This is a genomic window from Xenorhabdus ehlersii (assembly GCF_003610465.1).
GTDB classification, from domain to species: domain Bacteria; phylum Pseudomonadota; class Gammaproteobacteria; order Enterobacterales; family Enterobacteriaceae; genus Xenorhabdus; species Xenorhabdus ehlersii.
The window spans coordinates 14,258-28,618 of the sequence record NZ_RAQI01000007.1; the positions used below are offsets into that span (position 1 = coordinate 14,258).

Annotated in this window: 15 protein-coding genes; 13 read left to right on the forward strand and 2 right to left on the reverse strand. The window is 45.1% G+C overall.

Features of this window, described 5'->3' with window-relative positions; genetic code table 11:
- The first annotated feature begins 131 nt into the window (after positions 1-131).
- From greB to BDE27_RS17700, 11 genes are all read left to right on the forward strand, one after another.
- The gene (greB, locus tag BDE27_RS17650) at positions 132-614 is read left to right on the forward strand and encodes a transcription elongation factor GreB (RefSeq protein ID WP_099131785.1); all 483 of its coding nucleotides are present in this window, start codon (positions 132-134) and stop codon (positions 612-614) included.
- Between the two features lie 99 nt (positions 615-713).
- Positions 714-1,433, forward strand: coding sequence for an osmolarity response regulator transcription factor OmpR (ompR, locus tag BDE27_RS17655; RefSeq protein WP_099131784.1), 720 nt, complete (start codon positions 714-716; stop codon positions 1,431-1,433).
- The gene (locus BDE27_RS17660; protein ID WP_222941623.1) at positions 1,430-2,461 is read left to right on the forward strand and encodes an ATP-binding protein; all 1,032 of its coding nucleotides are present in this window, start codon (positions 1,430-1,432) and stop codon (positions 2,459-2,461) included. Before ompR ends, BDE27_RS17660 begins: the two co-directional genes overlap by 4 nt.
- 202 nt (positions 2,462-2,663) lie before the next feature.
- The gene (gene pstS, locus BDE27_RS17665; protein WP_099131783.1) at positions 2,664-3,686 is read left to right on the forward strand and encodes a phosphate ABC transporter substrate-binding protein PstS; all 1,023 of its coding nucleotides are present in this window, start codon (positions 2,664-2,666) and stop codon (positions 3,684-3,686) included.
- A 31-nt stretch (positions 3,687-3,717) separates the two neighbouring features.
- On the forward strand, positions 3,718-4,677 hold the full coding sequence (gene pstC, locus BDE27_RS17670) for a phosphate ABC transporter permease PstC (protein WP_099131913.1): 960 nt from the start codon (positions 3,718-3,720) through the stop codon (positions 4,675-4,677).
- A gap of 1 nt (position 4,678) precedes the next feature.
- Complete coding sequence (gene pstA / locus BDE27_RS17675; RefSeq protein ID WP_099131782.1) at positions 4,679-5,587, forward strand: phosphate ABC transporter permease PstA; 909 nt, start codon at positions 4,679-4,681, stop codon at positions 5,585-5,587.
- Between the two features lie 86 nt (positions 5,588-5,673).
- On the forward strand, positions 5,674-6,447 hold the full coding sequence (gene pstB / locus BDE27_RS17680) for a phosphate ABC transporter ATP-binding protein PstB (RefSeq protein ID WP_099131912.1): 774 nt from the start codon (positions 5,674-5,676) through the stop codon (positions 6,445-6,447).
- Between the two features lie 35 nt (positions 6,448-6,482).
- Positions 6,483-7,199, forward strand: a complete 717-nt coding sequence (gene phoU / locus BDE27_RS17685; RefSeq protein WP_099131781.1) for a phosphate signaling complex protein PhoU — start codon at positions 6,483-6,485, stop codon at positions 7,197-7,199.
- Between the two features lie 110 nt (positions 7,200-7,309).
- Complete coding sequence (locus BDE27_RS17690; RefSeq protein WP_099131780.1) at positions 7,310-8,158, forward strand: ABC transporter substrate-binding protein; 849 nt, start codon at positions 7,310-7,312, stop codon at positions 8,156-8,158.
- A gap of 100 nt (positions 8,159-8,258) precedes the next feature.
- Positions 8,259-8,996 (forward strand): amino acid ABC transporter permease, encoded by a 738-nt coding sequence (locus BDE27_RS17695; protein WP_099131779.1) that lies wholly within the window; start codon positions 8,259-8,261, stop codon positions 8,994-8,996.
- A gap of 1 nt (position 8,997) precedes the next feature.
- On the forward strand, positions 8,998-9,711 hold the full coding sequence (locus tag BDE27_RS17700) for an amino acid ABC transporter permease (protein ID WP_099131778.1): 714 nt from the start codon (positions 8,998-9,000) through the stop codon (positions 9,709-9,711).
- Between the two features lie 270 nt (positions 9,712-9,981).
- Here BDE27_RS17700 and BDE27_RS17705 read toward each other — a convergent pair whose 3' ends face one another.
- Positions 9,982-10,431 carry a VapA/VapB family virulence-associated protein gene (locus BDE27_RS17705; RefSeq protein ID WP_167450634.1) on the reverse strand — a complete coding sequence of 150 codons (450 nt, stop codon included), beginning with the start codon at positions 10,429-10,431 and terminating at the stop codon, positions 9,982-9,984.
- Between the two features lie 250 nt (positions 10,432-10,681).
- The gene (locus BDE27_RS17710) at positions 10,682-12,166 is read right to left on the reverse strand and encodes an MFS transporter (RefSeq protein WP_099131911.1); all 1,485 of its coding nucleotides are present in this window, start codon (positions 12,164-12,166) and stop codon (positions 10,682-10,684) included.
- 99 nt (positions 12,167-12,265) lie between these two features.
- Here BDE27_RS17710 and BDE27_RS17715 point away from each other — a divergent pair, with 99 nt between their 5' ends.
- Entirely contained in the window at positions 12,266-12,805 is a 540-nt protein-coding gene (locus BDE27_RS17715) for a TetR/AcrR family transcriptional regulator (RefSeq protein ID WP_099131776.1), read from the forward strand.
- A 202-nt stretch (positions 12,806-13,007) separates the two neighbouring features.
- Positions 13,008-14,345 carry an NCS2 family permease gene (locus BDE27_RS17720; RefSeq protein WP_099131775.1) on the forward strand — a complete coding sequence of 446 codons (1,338 nt, stop codon included), beginning with the start codon at positions 13,008-13,010 and terminating at the stop codon, positions 14,343-14,345.
- The last annotated feature ends 16 nt before the right edge of the window (positions 14,346-14,361 follow it).

Consider the following 14,361-nt stretch of genomic DNA (forward strand, 5'->3'; position numbering starts at 1 on the left):
CAGTTTAGCGCGATATTTCGATCATGTTGCAACAGAATTCATCAAATATCTTCTAGGTTGGGATTGGGTTGATGAGAGTTGATGAGATATAGTACTCCGCCATTAATCATCTTTTCTCAAGTGAGTTTCTCATGGCCAAGAGTCATTATATTACCCGAGAGGGTTGGCATGCGCTTGATCAGGAATTGAAATATCTCTGGAAAGTTGAACGCCCCAAAGTTACCCAAGCTGTTTCAGATGCTGCTGCATTGGGGGATCGTTCAGAGAATGCCGAGTACATTTATGGTAAGAAAAGATTAAGGGAAATTGACCGCCGAGTACGTTTTTTGTCCAGACGTCTGGATGTACTGCAAATTGTCGATCCTGACCCGCGACAAGAAGGGAAAGTCTTTTTTGGGGCATGGGTAAAAGTTGAAAACGAGAATGAAGAAGAATACATGTTTCGTTTGGTGGGACCGGATGAATTCGATCCTGCTAAAAAGTGGATCTCCATTGATTCTCCGGTGGCGAGGGCATTATTGGGTAAGCAGGTTGATGATGAAGTCACGGTGATGACACCGAATGGCGTGGTGACTTACTGGATATTGGAAATTAGCTATCAGCCTTTGGCATAAGTCGTCTTAAAATACATGCGGTTAAGTTTCTATTGGGGTTATGGGTTTTCTGTGAAAGTGATGGATGTTGCGGGCATGGAGCATCTTGGGAGCTGAAACATGCAAGAGAGTTATAAGATCCTTGTTGTTGATGATGATATGCGCTTGCGGGCGTTACTGGAACGCTATTTATCCGAACAGGGGTTCCAGGTGCGCAGCGTAGCAAATGCAGAACAGATGGATCGTTTATTGACCAGAGAATCCATCCAATTGATTATCCTGGATTTAATGTTGCCGGGCGAAGATGGGTTGTCTATCTGTCGAAGGCTGAGAAGTCAGCATAATTCGATCCCGATCATCATGATATCCGCGAAAGGGGAAGAGATTGATCGGATTGTTGGGCTTGAAATTGGCGCTGATGATTATCTTGCCAAGCCTTTTAACCCACGTGAATTGTTGGCACGTATGCGTGCTGTCCTGCGGCGACAGGCGAAGGAATTGCCGGGGGCGCCGACGCCGGATGATGCGGTGATCAAGTTTGGGAAATTTAAACTTGATCTTGGAACGCGTGAAATGTTCCATCAAGATGGATTGTTACCTTTGACCAGTGGGGAATTTTCCGTGTTGAAGGTGTTGGTTTCTCACCCACGTGAGCCATTATCACGGGATAAATTGATGAATTTGGCTCGGGGACGAGAGTATGGTGCAATGGAGCGTTCCATTGATGTCCAGATTTCCCGTCTGCGTCGGCTGATTGAAGAAGATCCTTCCCATCCGCGTTATATCCAGACGGTTTGGGGGTTGGGATACGTTTTTGTTCCTGATGGAAACAAGGTATGAAAAAGCCCGGTGTGAAAAAGTTTTGGCTTTCTCTGCGTACTTTGTTTTTCCGTGTCCTGTACTTAGTGCTGGGCAGCTTGCTGTTCAGCTCTCTGGTTACCTTACTGCTGGTGGTATTAGAAGAACTCCCTTTTAACGCGGTATTTCCCTATCTCTTTATCAGTGTTTTTGCGGTGGCATTGTCGGTGTTCATGGTGTTCGGGCGATATTCCGCTGTCCAGAAACATTCATTGAAAGCCATGCAGAAAGCAGTTATCGACATGGGAAAAGGAAGAAGAGACTCATCAGTGCCTGAAATGGGGATGCCCGCGATTCGTTCCGTGATTAGGGCGCTTAACCAATTGTCGGTGGAGCTGAAATCACAGGAGAGCGATCAGGCGGTATTAATGGCTGGCGTGAGCCATGACTTGCGTACTCCACTTACCCGTATTCGTCTGGCGATGGAAATGATGGTGGGAAAAGATGATTTTCTGACAGAATCTGTCCATCAGGACATTGAAGAGTGCAATGCCATGATTGATCAATTCATTGATTATCAGCGGGCAGGGCAGGATATGCTGATGACATGCTGTGAATTGAATGGGTTACTTGAAGAGGTGATTACAGCAGAGCAGCGTTGCACGTCAGATACAGATATTGAAAATCGCTTAGTGACAAGTTCGATTTTCATTTTAGCCCATCCCTTTTCCATCAAACGGGTGCTGGTCAATCTGTTCACTAATGCCCGGCGTTATGGTAATGGGTGGATCCGCATCAGTAGTGGCTCAACCGAAAAATTTGGCTGGTTTCAAGTTGAGGATAACGGCACTGGAATGACGAAAGAAGAAGCCGCTGTTTTATTCCAGCCTTTTATGCAGGGAAATAATAGAAGTGAAATAAATAATAGACGTGAAATAAATAGTGGCGTGGGGCTGGGGCTGGCGATCATCCGCCGTATCATTGATAGCCACGGGGGAGATATTCAGGTGGGGAGCAGTGAAAAACAGGGGCTGTCCATTCGCGTATATATTCCGTTGAGTGAAATATGAGAACATCATTGAACGCAAAATAAGGCACAGCCGAAACCGCCTGTCATAAAAATGTCATAATTCATACATTTTATTGTCATTGAATTCACCTATTTTCCTTCTCGAATCATTTTATTACCTGAAAATCAGATTGTCAGCGATACCTGTCATTTGTTTTTCATTAATGATGCGTATCTCAGTAGAAGACCCAACAGGAGATAGTATGAAATCAATGCGTACCACTGTGGCGAGCATCATGGTTGCTGTATTTGCCATGACATCCCTGTCTTCATTCGCGGCCACCAGCTTGACGGGGGCAGGTGCGACATTTCCTGCACCGATATATACCAAGTGGGCGGATTCTTATCAGAAAGAAACGGGTAACAAAATCAATTATCAAGGCATCGGCTCTTCTGGTGGTGTAAAACAGATTATTGCCAATACCGTTGATTTTGGTGCATCTGATGCCCCGCTTTCTGATGAAAAATTGGCGACTGATGGCTTGTTCCAGTTCCCAACGGTAATCGGTGGGATTGTGTTGGCAGTGAACATTACCGGTATTAAATCTGGTCAGTTGGTTCTGGATGGTAAAACCCTTGGTGACATCTATCTGGGTAATATCAAGAAATGGAATGATCCGGCAATTGCAAAGTTGAATCCGGATCTCAAACTGCCAGAACAAAACATTGCCGTGATTCGTCGTGCTGACGGCTCAGGGACTTCCTACGTTTTCACGAGTTACCTGTCCAAAGTTAACAGCGATTGGAAGCAAAAAGTAGGAGCTGGCACGACCGTCAAATGGCCAACCGGATTGGGCGGTAAAGGCAATGACGGGATTGCTGCATTTGTTCAGCGTCTGCCGGGTTCGATTGGTTATGTCGAATATGCCTATGCGAAGCAGAATCACCTTGCTTATACCAAGCTGGTCTCCGCGGATGGTGCTGTGGTAGTACCTACCGAAGAAAACTTTAGTGCGGCGGCTAAAGGTGCGGATTGGAACAGCAGCTTTGCGCAGGATTTGACAAACCAGAAAGGCGATAATGCGTGGCCAATTACCGCTACTACATTCATTCTCATCCACAAGCAACAGGCAAACGCTGCCAATGGTATCGCAGTGCTAAAATTCTTCGATTGGGCTTATGACAACGGCAAACAACAGGCGAAGGAACTGGATTATGCCACCCTGCCGGAAGAAGTGGTCAACCAGGTACGTGCAGCATGGAAGAGCAACCTCCCCTTTTATTAAGGGGAAATCACCTAAAATGGGAATGAAGCGTATGGCCGAACGTAAAACGGCACTGAAAGCACCGGGCAAAAATGGTGACATTATCTTCAGCGCTCTGGTTAAGTTAGCAGCGCTGTTAACTTTATTTTTGCTGGGAGGCATTATCATTTCGCTGATCATTGCTTCCTGGCCGAGTATACAAGCATTTGGTTTTGCTTTCTTATGGAGCAAAGAATGGGATGCACCGGCAGGGTTGTTTGGCGCATTAGTACCGATTTATGGCACATTGATGACTTCGTTAGTTGCCCTGATCATTGCGGTTCCAGTAAGTTTTGGCATTGCCCTGTTTCTGACGGAGTTGTCCCCAAACTGGTTAAAACGTCCGTTGGGTGTGGCGATTGAGTTATTGGCGGCGATCCCCAGCATTGTTTATGGCATGTGGGGATTGTTTGTCTTTGCTCCACTATTTGCCACCTATTTCCAGCAACCCGTTGGTGACGTGCTTTCCAGCGTTCCCATCGTGGGGGCGCTGTTCTCTGGTCCTGCCTTTGGTATTGGTATTCTGGCAGCGGGTATCATTCTTGCCATCATGGTTATCCCCTATATCGCTTCTGTCATGCGTGATGTGTTTGAACAGACCCCTGTAATGATGAAAGAGTCTGCCTATGGCATCGGTTGTACAACATGGGAAGTGATTTGGCATATCGTCTTGCCTTATACCAGGAATGGTGTGATTGGTGGCGTAATGTTGGGGCTTGGCCGGGCATTGGGAGAAACAATGGCAGTTACCTTTATTATCGGTAATACCTACCAACTTGATAGTTTGTCTCTGTACATGCCGGGGAACAGTATTACTTCTGCATTGGCAAATGAATTTGCTGAGGCTGAATCTGGCCTGCATACCGCCGCATTGATGGAACTGGGACTGATTTTATTTGCCATCACCTTTATTGTTCTGGCGTTGTCAAAATTAATGATGATGCGTCTGGCAAAAAATGAGGGGCAGCGCTGAGATGACAACCATCAATGGGCAACCTTCACATTTAGTCGATACAGTAAACGAAGCGGAGATGAAAAGCCGTCGCCGTATGCAGTTATGGCGTCGTCAGAAAAATCGGCTGGCGCTGATGCTATCCATGATGACAATGGCATTCGGTTTATTCTGGCTGGGCTGGATTTTAATCTCCACCGTCACTAAAGGTATCGATGGTATGTCGCTGGCGTTGTTTACTGAAATGACGCCACCTCCCAATACCGAAGGCGGTGGGCTGGCAAACGCCATTGTTGGTAGCGGCTTGCTGATCTTCTGGGCGACGGTGTTTGGTACGCCATTGGGGATTATGGCGGGAATTTATCTGGCGGAATATGGTCGCCGTTCATGGTTGGCAGAAATTATCCGCTTTATTAATGACATCTTGCTTTCAGCCCCTTCGATTGTTGTCGGATTATTTGTCTATACGGTTGTGGTGGCAAAGGTGCAACACTTTTCGGGTTGGGCAGGGGTAATTGCGTTAGCACTGTTGCAGATCCCTATCGTTATTCGCACGACAGAAAACATGCTGAAATTAGTGCCGGATAACTTGCGTGAAGCCGCTTATGCATTGGGCACACCGAAATGGAAAATGATCTCTGCTATTACTTTAAAGGCATCGATATCAGGCATTATGACCGGTGTATTGCTGGCTATTGCCCGTATCGCTGGTGAAACGGCTCCACTATTGTTTACCTCGCTTTCTAACCAGTTCTGGAGCACCGATCTCAGCCAGCCGATTGCAAACTTACCTGTTACTATTTTTAAGTTTGCTATGAGTCCATTCTCTGACTGGCAGCAGTTGGCATGGGCGGGGGTATTACTGATCACCCTATGTGTACTGCTAATTAACATTGTGGCGCGTGCGTTGTTTGCGAAGAAAAAGCACTAATATTTTTTTCAAAGGAACAAAAGCAGAAGGTATTAAAGAGACAAATACTGATGAATAAGGCTAATGAGGTTATTTCAGTAAACAATATGGCAGTAAATAAAATCGCAGGAAGTAAAATTCAGGTACGTGATCTGAATTTCTATTACGGCAAGTTTCATGCACTGAAAAATATTACGCTGGATATCGCACAAAATAAGGTAACGGCATTCATCGGGCCATCGGGCTGTGGTAAGTCCACGTTACTACGTACTTTCAACAAAATGTATGAATTGTACGGTGATCAGCGCGCTGAAGGTGAGATTATTCTGGATGGCACCAATATCCTGACAGACAAGCAAGATATTGCCTTGCTACGTGCCAAAGTTGGGATGGTTTTCCAAAAACCAACACCATTCCCGATGTCCATTTACGACAATATTGCTTTCGGGGTGCGCCTGTTTGAAAAACTGCCCAGAACAGAGATGGATGAACGAGTCCAATGGGCGTTGACCAAAGCGGCATTGTGGAATGAAACCAAAGATAAATTGCATCAGAGTGGGCATAGCCTTTCCGGTGGCCAGCAACAGCGTTTATGCATCGCCCGTGGTATTGCTATTCGTCCTGAGGTCTTGCTGTTGGATGAACCCTGTTCAGCACTTGACCCCATTTCGACAGGACGCATTGAAGAATTGATCAGCGAACTGAAATCAGAATATACCGTAGTGATCGTCACCCACAATATGCAGCAGGCGGCTCGCTGTTCGGATTACACGGCGTTTATGTACCTTGGTGAACTGATTGAATTTAGCAATACTGATAGATTGTTCACCACACCGAAGATGAAACAGACCGAAGATTATATTACCGGCCGTTATGGTTAATACAGGGTATAGAAGGTACGGGGGCATAGCATTAGATGGACAATCTGAATCTCAGCAAACATATCTCCGGTCAGTTTACTGCTGAACTGGAACATATTCGTACAGAATTGATGACAATGGGTGGGCTGGTGGAAGAACAGCTCAGTAAGGCGATTCTGGCGATGCACAACCAAGACGAAGTATTGGCACAGCAAGTGATTGAGGATGACCAGAAGGTCAATATGATGGAAGTGGCGATTGATGAAGCGTGTGTCCGCATCATTGCAAAACGCCAACCGACGGCCAGTGATCTGCGTCTGATCATGGTTATTTCAAAGACTATTGCTGAACTGGAGCGTATTGGCGATGTTGCCAATAAGATTTGCCAGACCGCGCTTGAAAGATTTTCACATCAACAGCAATCTTTGCTGGTCAGCTTAGAATCATTAGGGCGTCATACGATCCAAATGTTGCATGATGTGTTGGATGCCTTTGCCCGTATGGATCTACAAGAAGCCATACGTATCTACCGTGAAGACAAAAAAGTGGATCAGGAATATGAAAGTATTATCCGCCAGCTAATGACCTACATGATGGAAGATCCCAGAACGATTCCGAATGTCATGACGGCTCTCTTTTGTGCCCGTTCTATTGAGCGCATTGGTGACCGTTGCCAGAATATTTGTGAATTTATCTTCTACTACGTTAAAGGGCAGGACTTCCGCCATATTGGTGGTGATAATCTGGAAAAATTACTGACCCAAAAAGAATAGTATTTATTCCAAAATTGAATAAATATAGTATTTTATATTATTTCATGTGCTATATCGAAATTGATAGCTTTTGTTGATATATAAAAATTAATAACTAACAGGGGTGTACAATGAAGATTCGCAACAACTCTCGCGTAGCGATTACTGCGCTGCTGACCAGCTTGGCATTGGTTTCAGGAGTGGCAAAAGCAGATAAACTTGATGACATTAAAAAAGCTGGCACGGTACGTATTGCGGTATTTGACAGTAACCCACCATTTGGTTTTATCGATCCTCAAACGAAAAAATTGGCAGGCTATGATGTCGATATCGCCAATGCAATTGCCAATGATTTGGGGGTAAAGCTGGAACTGCGTCCAACGAACCCAGCAAACCGTATCCCTCTGCTTTCTTCTAAGAAAATTGACTTAATTGCTGCTAACTTCACAATCACTGACGAACGCGCAAAACAAGTTGATTTTTCCATCCCTTATTTTGCGACTGGTCAGAAATTTATTGCCCGTAAAGGTGTTCTGACCAATCCGGACGATATTGCCAAACTGCGTATTGGTGCAGACAAGGGAACTGTACAGGAAATTACCTTGCGTGAGCGTTATCCAACCGCCAAAGTGATCTCTTATGATGATACACCGTTGGCATTTGCGGCTCTGAGAAATGGTAATGTTCAGGCGATCACGCAAGATGATGCGAAACTGGTTGGTTTGCTGGCAAACGTACCAGAAGCCCAGAAAGCCGATTTTGAAATTTCCCCTTTCAGCATTACTCGTGAATATCAAGCAGTCGCGGCTTCCAAAGGGGAAACGCGATTGGTTGATTCGGTTAACCAAACCTTACTGAAATTGGAAAAAGAGGGTGAAGCAGAGAGCATTTATAACCGCTGGTTTGGCCCAGACACTAAATCCGCTCAGCCGCGTGGTGATTTTAAATTTGCTCCGTTAGAGGATCAGGCAAAACAGTAATGTTCGTTTAGCAGTTTCTGTTTAGTGCTTCCATTTAAAAACACAAATTGATTAGCCCCGTTATTTCGGGGCTTTGCTGTTTGTTTATGTGGTGAATGATATGTTTGAGCAATTTATTACCGAGCACTTACTGGCTCCTGAATATCTGCAATGGCTTTGGCAGGGATTTCTGATCACCTTGTGGCTTTCTGTCTGTGTCATTGCCTCCTCCACTTTATTGGGCTTTGTGATTGCGGCGGTACGGGATAGCCAAATCAAGCTACTGTGCTGGCTGGTTACGGTTTACACTACTGTATTTCGTAACACGCCTCTGTTGGTGCAACTGTTTTTCTGGTACTTCGCTTCTGGGCAAATTTTGCCGCAAGCGGCGATGATGTGGCTGAATACGCCCCATGACACAATGATTTTTGGCCTGACACTGGAATGGCCATCCTTTGAATTTCTGGCGGGATTTATCGGATTAACTCTTTATTCAGCTCCGTTTGTTGCAGAAGAATTGCGGGCGGGCATCCAAGGAGTCGGACGCGGGCAAAAATATGCTGCCCATGCATTGGGTTTAACGGGCTGGCAGGCCATGCGTCACATTGTATTGCCACAGGCACTGAAAATAGCCATGCCACCCTTATTGGGGCAATACATGAATATTGTCAAAAATTCATCATTAACCATGGCGATTGGTGTGGCAGAACTCTCTTATGCTTCTCGTCAGGTGGAAACCCAATCCTTACAAACCTTTGAGGCATTTGGTGTGGCGACAGTGCTCTACATCGCTATTATTGCTGTGATGGAAGGTTGGGGACAATGGCGCCAACAGAGAACATTGGCGAGAGGGTATTGATATGGACTTTACTGTTATTGCAGAAAACTGGCGTTATTTGCTATTGGGAACCTTTCCTGATGGGCCATTGGAAGGGGCGGCATTGACGCTGGTAATCAGTATCATAGCGGGGACGATCTCCATTGTATTGGGTATTCTGGGTGGTGTTGCTCTGGCGATGCTGCGCGGCTTTTGGGGCAATCTATTGGCGGCAATACTGGGCTTCTTTCGCGCCATTCCGGTCATTATGCTGATTTTCTGGACGTATTTCTTGTTGCCTGTCGTATTGGGGATGGAGATCCCTGAAATTACGACCGTTGTCTGTGCGCTGGCATTAATTACTTCGGCTTATTTAGCACATGGCGTCAAAGCGGGAATTTTAGCGATTGGTGATGGTCAATGGCGGGCAGGGTTATCACTGGGTTTTAATCGTTGGGAAGTGCTTTGGCATATCGTTTTGCCGCAGGCATTGCGTATGATGGTGCCTTCATTTATCAATCAGTGGATTGCGTTAATTAAGGATACCTCATTGGCTTATATCGTTGGCGTCGCAGAATTGTCATTTCTGGCGACCCAAGTGAATAACCGCAGTATGGTCTATCCAATGGAAGTCTTCTTATTCGTTGCGCTGGTTTATTTTGTGATGTGTTTATCACTGGAGTTGATTGCCAATTATGTTGCCCGCCACTTCTCAGTGAGGCGTGAAAGAACAAGCAATCTTCGGGTTATAACGTAAAATTTTTGACCGTGGTGTCTCAAAATTAATATCTGGCAGGTATTTTCGTTATTGCATTCATTCCCTGCTGTGAGGCAGGGATTTTTTATTTACCACTTTATTTTTATTTCATAAAATTCAGAACAAAAGCTAAAAAATATAATTTCATTATTCAGTTTAATGCTAATTAATTCATAACAATAAGCCTTGCTGTGTAAAGTATTACACAGCAAGAGCGCAGTATTCTGTTAATCATTGTACTCCGGTTGAGGTTATTTATTATAAAAATAATTAACTCCATGAACCCGTTCCACCACCGACGCCTGTTATAAGGGAAATTGCGAGACCGGCGAAGGAGCCAAGCGCACGGCTATGTGAATCAAAGAAATGTAAACTAAAGGTTACGGGCGATGCCTGAAACGCGAAACTTACAGTATCAGAATAAAGTGTGTCTAAATTGTCTGTAAGAACAAATCCTTGTATAGTTGCAAGGCCGGGAGTCGTCAACCCTCCTGCTTTCCCGCGAAAAGCTTTTTTACCAACAAAATCTAGGTGTAGGTAAAACGTTAGATAAAAAATAAAGCTTTCTACTTGGCCTCCAGCTGAATATGCATCTATTCCTGAAGAAGCCATTCTTTTTGTAGCTTCATCAATAAGTTTGGGTTCTAGCTTCCCTTGCATAGTTTGTTTAAAATTTTCAATAAGTTTTAGTTTTATTTCATTTTGTTCTAATGTGTTCATAATATTACCTCTTTTATAGTTCATTGAATGTAGAGAAAAAACAATATCTAAAATATATGAATCTTATTATATTTAATTGTGACTATTTTTAATGATATAATATCATGATGTTATTATTTGTAGTATGGTAGGTTATGAAGAATACACCAAATATTATTTGGTTATATTTATAATGTTTTTAAGAATAATAAAATTATTTAAGTTAACAGATTAAAGAAACATTATTTAGAAAATTACCTAATTGATTCAATTAATGGCGTTTCTCTTTTCCAAACACAGCAATGAGCACAGAGGACAACAACAGCAATGTCCCTGCTGCGATCAATACCGACAGGAATGAGTGATTGAAAGCCTGTTTTGCTGCTTGGATCAGCGACAGTGCGGCCTCTCCCTCCTTTAGCCCTTCTGCGACAATAAGAGCCTCATCAATACTGTTTCGTGCCAATTCTGGGATGCTCATAGCAGCTGGAAGGGTGAATGAGGCAGAATAAACTGCGACCATCAGGCTGCCGAGAACGGCTATCCCAATTAGGCTTCCCAACTCATAGGCGACTTCTTCGATAGAGGCGGCGGTGCCTGCGTTGTTTTCTGGTGCATTCAGCATGATGGATGTGGAAGCGGCGGTCATTGCCGCACCAATACCAAATCCAATTATGCAAAATGCAGTGATTTGCACGAAAAGCCTGGATTGCAGGCCAGCGAGATAAACAAAGATCCCCAGTCCGGCAAAGGCGAGCGAGAGCCACATGATCCGCTCAGAGCCAAATTTTGGTATCGCAATCCCAGCCAGGGGGCCGGCAATAAAAGAGGCAATCGGAATGGGCAGAATAAATAATCCCGCCAGCAAGGGAGATAGGCCTATGGCGAGTTGGAAGCGTTGGCTAACAGCAAGTTCCATACCGACCAGTGCTGCAGTGGAAACGAAAGCAGCGGCAACTCCCGCGGTGAAAGTACGATTGCGGAAAAGCTTGAAATCGATCATGGGGGTTGATGAACTTAACTGGCGACGAATGAATATGGCCGTAAAAATAATGCCTACAATGCCCACTGTCGCGGCAGTTACTAATGAAGGTACTGGTTTGCTTAACTCCTTGATCGCATAGGTGATACTTACCAGGCCAATCATGATTTGCACAGAAGCAATAAGGTCAAAGGAATGGTCTGGATTGTTTGGGCTTTTAGAAATAACGACCAGTGCAAAGCCAAATGCAATGAGGGCAATCGGGATGTTGATCAGGAAAACCGAACCCCACCAGTAATATTCGAGCAGGAATCCGCCGATAACCGGACCAAGTGCGGCCCCGCCTGAAGCTATGGCAGACCAGATGCCAATGGCAAGTGCCCTTTCGTTTGGATCTTCAAACGCTTGCCGGACTATCGCGAGTGTCGCAGGCATCATCATTGCCGCGCCAAAAGCAAGCACCACACGTGCAGCAATCAGGGTGGCAGGATTGGGGGAAAATGCAGCCATCAGCGATGCAACACCGAAAATGGCTAACCCGTTAGTAAACAGTTTCTTTGCACCAAAACGGTCACTCAACGCCCCCATAGCGGGAAGTAACCCTGCAATGGTCAACGTATAGGCATTCATGATCCACAATTTCTCTGAAGCAGAAGCATGTAAATCATGTGTCAACCGTGGCAAAGCGGTGTATAGCACGGTCATATCAATAACAACTAAGAAAAGTGCACTGGAAATAATAGCAAGTACAAGCCAGCGGATATTCGATTTCATAAGCAAATTCACCAATGCGGTTCGGCAACTTTGCCGAACCTTGACTAAATTGTTGGCGATCATTATAAATACATGCGTATTTAATGAAAAGGGATTCGCATGGGACGACGTAAAACAATTGACCGGGAAGCTCTGCTGGATGCAGCGGAACATATTGTCACAACACATGGTGCTGCGGCTCTCACGATTGATGCGCTGGCGAAGGCGGTTGGCATTACCAAGGGGGGAGTGCAATACAGTTTTAGCACAAAAGATGGCCTTATTGATGCGATGTTTGAGCGTTGGGAGGCGAGTTATGATAAACAGTTTCATGAAATTGCCGGGAATGATCCCCACCCTCTAACAGCCGTGCGTGCGCATATTGAAGCAACCAAGCGATCTGATGAAGCATCGACCGCAAAGGCGGCTGGTTTGATGGCTACTTTATTACAAACACCAGAACATCTCGAATCAACCCGTATCTGGTATCGACAACGCATAGCAGGCTTGGACACAACGACGGAAGAAGGTCGGCAGGCGCGTTTGGCATTTTTAGCGACAGAGGGGGCATTCGTTCTGCGTTTCTTCGGTTTAATGGATATGACAGAAGATGAGTGGGGAAATATCTTTAACGACATTCTTGCTGCTATGTCACCCTGAATTTTTTTTGCAAGACCAATAACGGACTAATCGAATAAAATATCGTCACAAAATGAATTCCCTCAAGAATCATAATGTTATTTAACCTATTGATTACACGTGTCGCAAACGTTTTCTTTTTTTGCTGTTTCAGGGTAACGATTTATATGGGTTTCCTGTAGGATAGGTCGAAAACTTCGCTTTTTTTGGGAAACAATATTACATGAGCACAATAAATTCTGGCTCTGCTCATCGTCAGGGCTTGCTTCAGCGCGTGTTTAAATTAGGGGAACATGGCACAACAGTTCGTACTGAAATAATTGCCGGGCTGACAACTTTTCTAACGATGGTTTATATCGTCTTTGTTAACCCGCAAATTCTGGCGGTTGCAGGCATGGATATTAAAGCGGTATTTGTCACGACCTGTTTAATCACCGCAGTTGGCAGCATTATGATGGGATTGATGGCGAATCTGCCTGTTGCTGTTGCACCTGCGATGGGACTGAATGCGTTTTTTGCCTTTGTTGTGGTCGGTGCGATGGGGCTTTCATGGCAGGTGGCGATGGGGGCCATTTTCTGGGGTGCAGTGGGGTTGTTTATATTGACTCTCTTTCGTATCCGTTACTGGATGATCGCTAATATTCCATTGAGCCTGCGTGTGGGTATTACCAGTGGTATCGGTCTTTTCATTACCATGATGGGGCTGAAAAATGCGGGTATTATCGTGCCTAATCCCGACACGATTGTCTCAATCGGTAACTTTGCTTCCCATAACGTTTTGTTGGGAACATTGGGCTTTTTCATTATTGCCATTTTAGCGGCACGTAATTTCCATGCTGCGGTGTTGGTTTCGATTATTGTGACAACCGGCATTGGGTTGATGATGGGATATGTGGAATATCACGGTATTTTTGATCTGCCGCCTAATGTGATGAGCGTGGTGGGTAACGTTGATATAAAAGGCGCATTGGATGTCGCTTTGGCTGGCGTTATTTTCTCATTTATGCTGGTGAACTTATTTGATTCTTCCGGCACATTGATTGGTGTGACGGATAAAGCGGGTATTGCTGACAGTAATGGCAAATTCCCACGCATGAAACAAGCCTTATACGTGGACAGTATCAGTTCGGTGGCGGGTTCTTACATTGGAACGTCTTCGGTTACCGCTTATATTGAAAGTTCTTCGGGCGTTTCTGTTGGTGGTCGGACGGGTTTGACGGCGATTGTCGTGGGTATTTTATTCCTGCTGGTCATGTTTATCTCTCCACTGGCAAGCATGGTGCCTGCCTATGCCACAGCGGGAGCCTTGATTTATGTGGGCGTCTTGATGACTTCCAGCCTGACAAGGGTGAAATGGAACGATCTGACTGAATCCGTCCCTGCTTTTATTACCGCAGTGATGATGCCATTTAGCTTCTCCATTACCGAAGGCATTGCACTGGGTTTTATCGCCTACTGTGCCATGAAATTGGGCACGAGCAAATGGCGTGAAGTTGGCCCATGTGTTTTTGTCGTGACACTATTGTTTGTATTGAAAATGGTGTTTGTGGATGCCTACTGATCACGACCGAAACAGT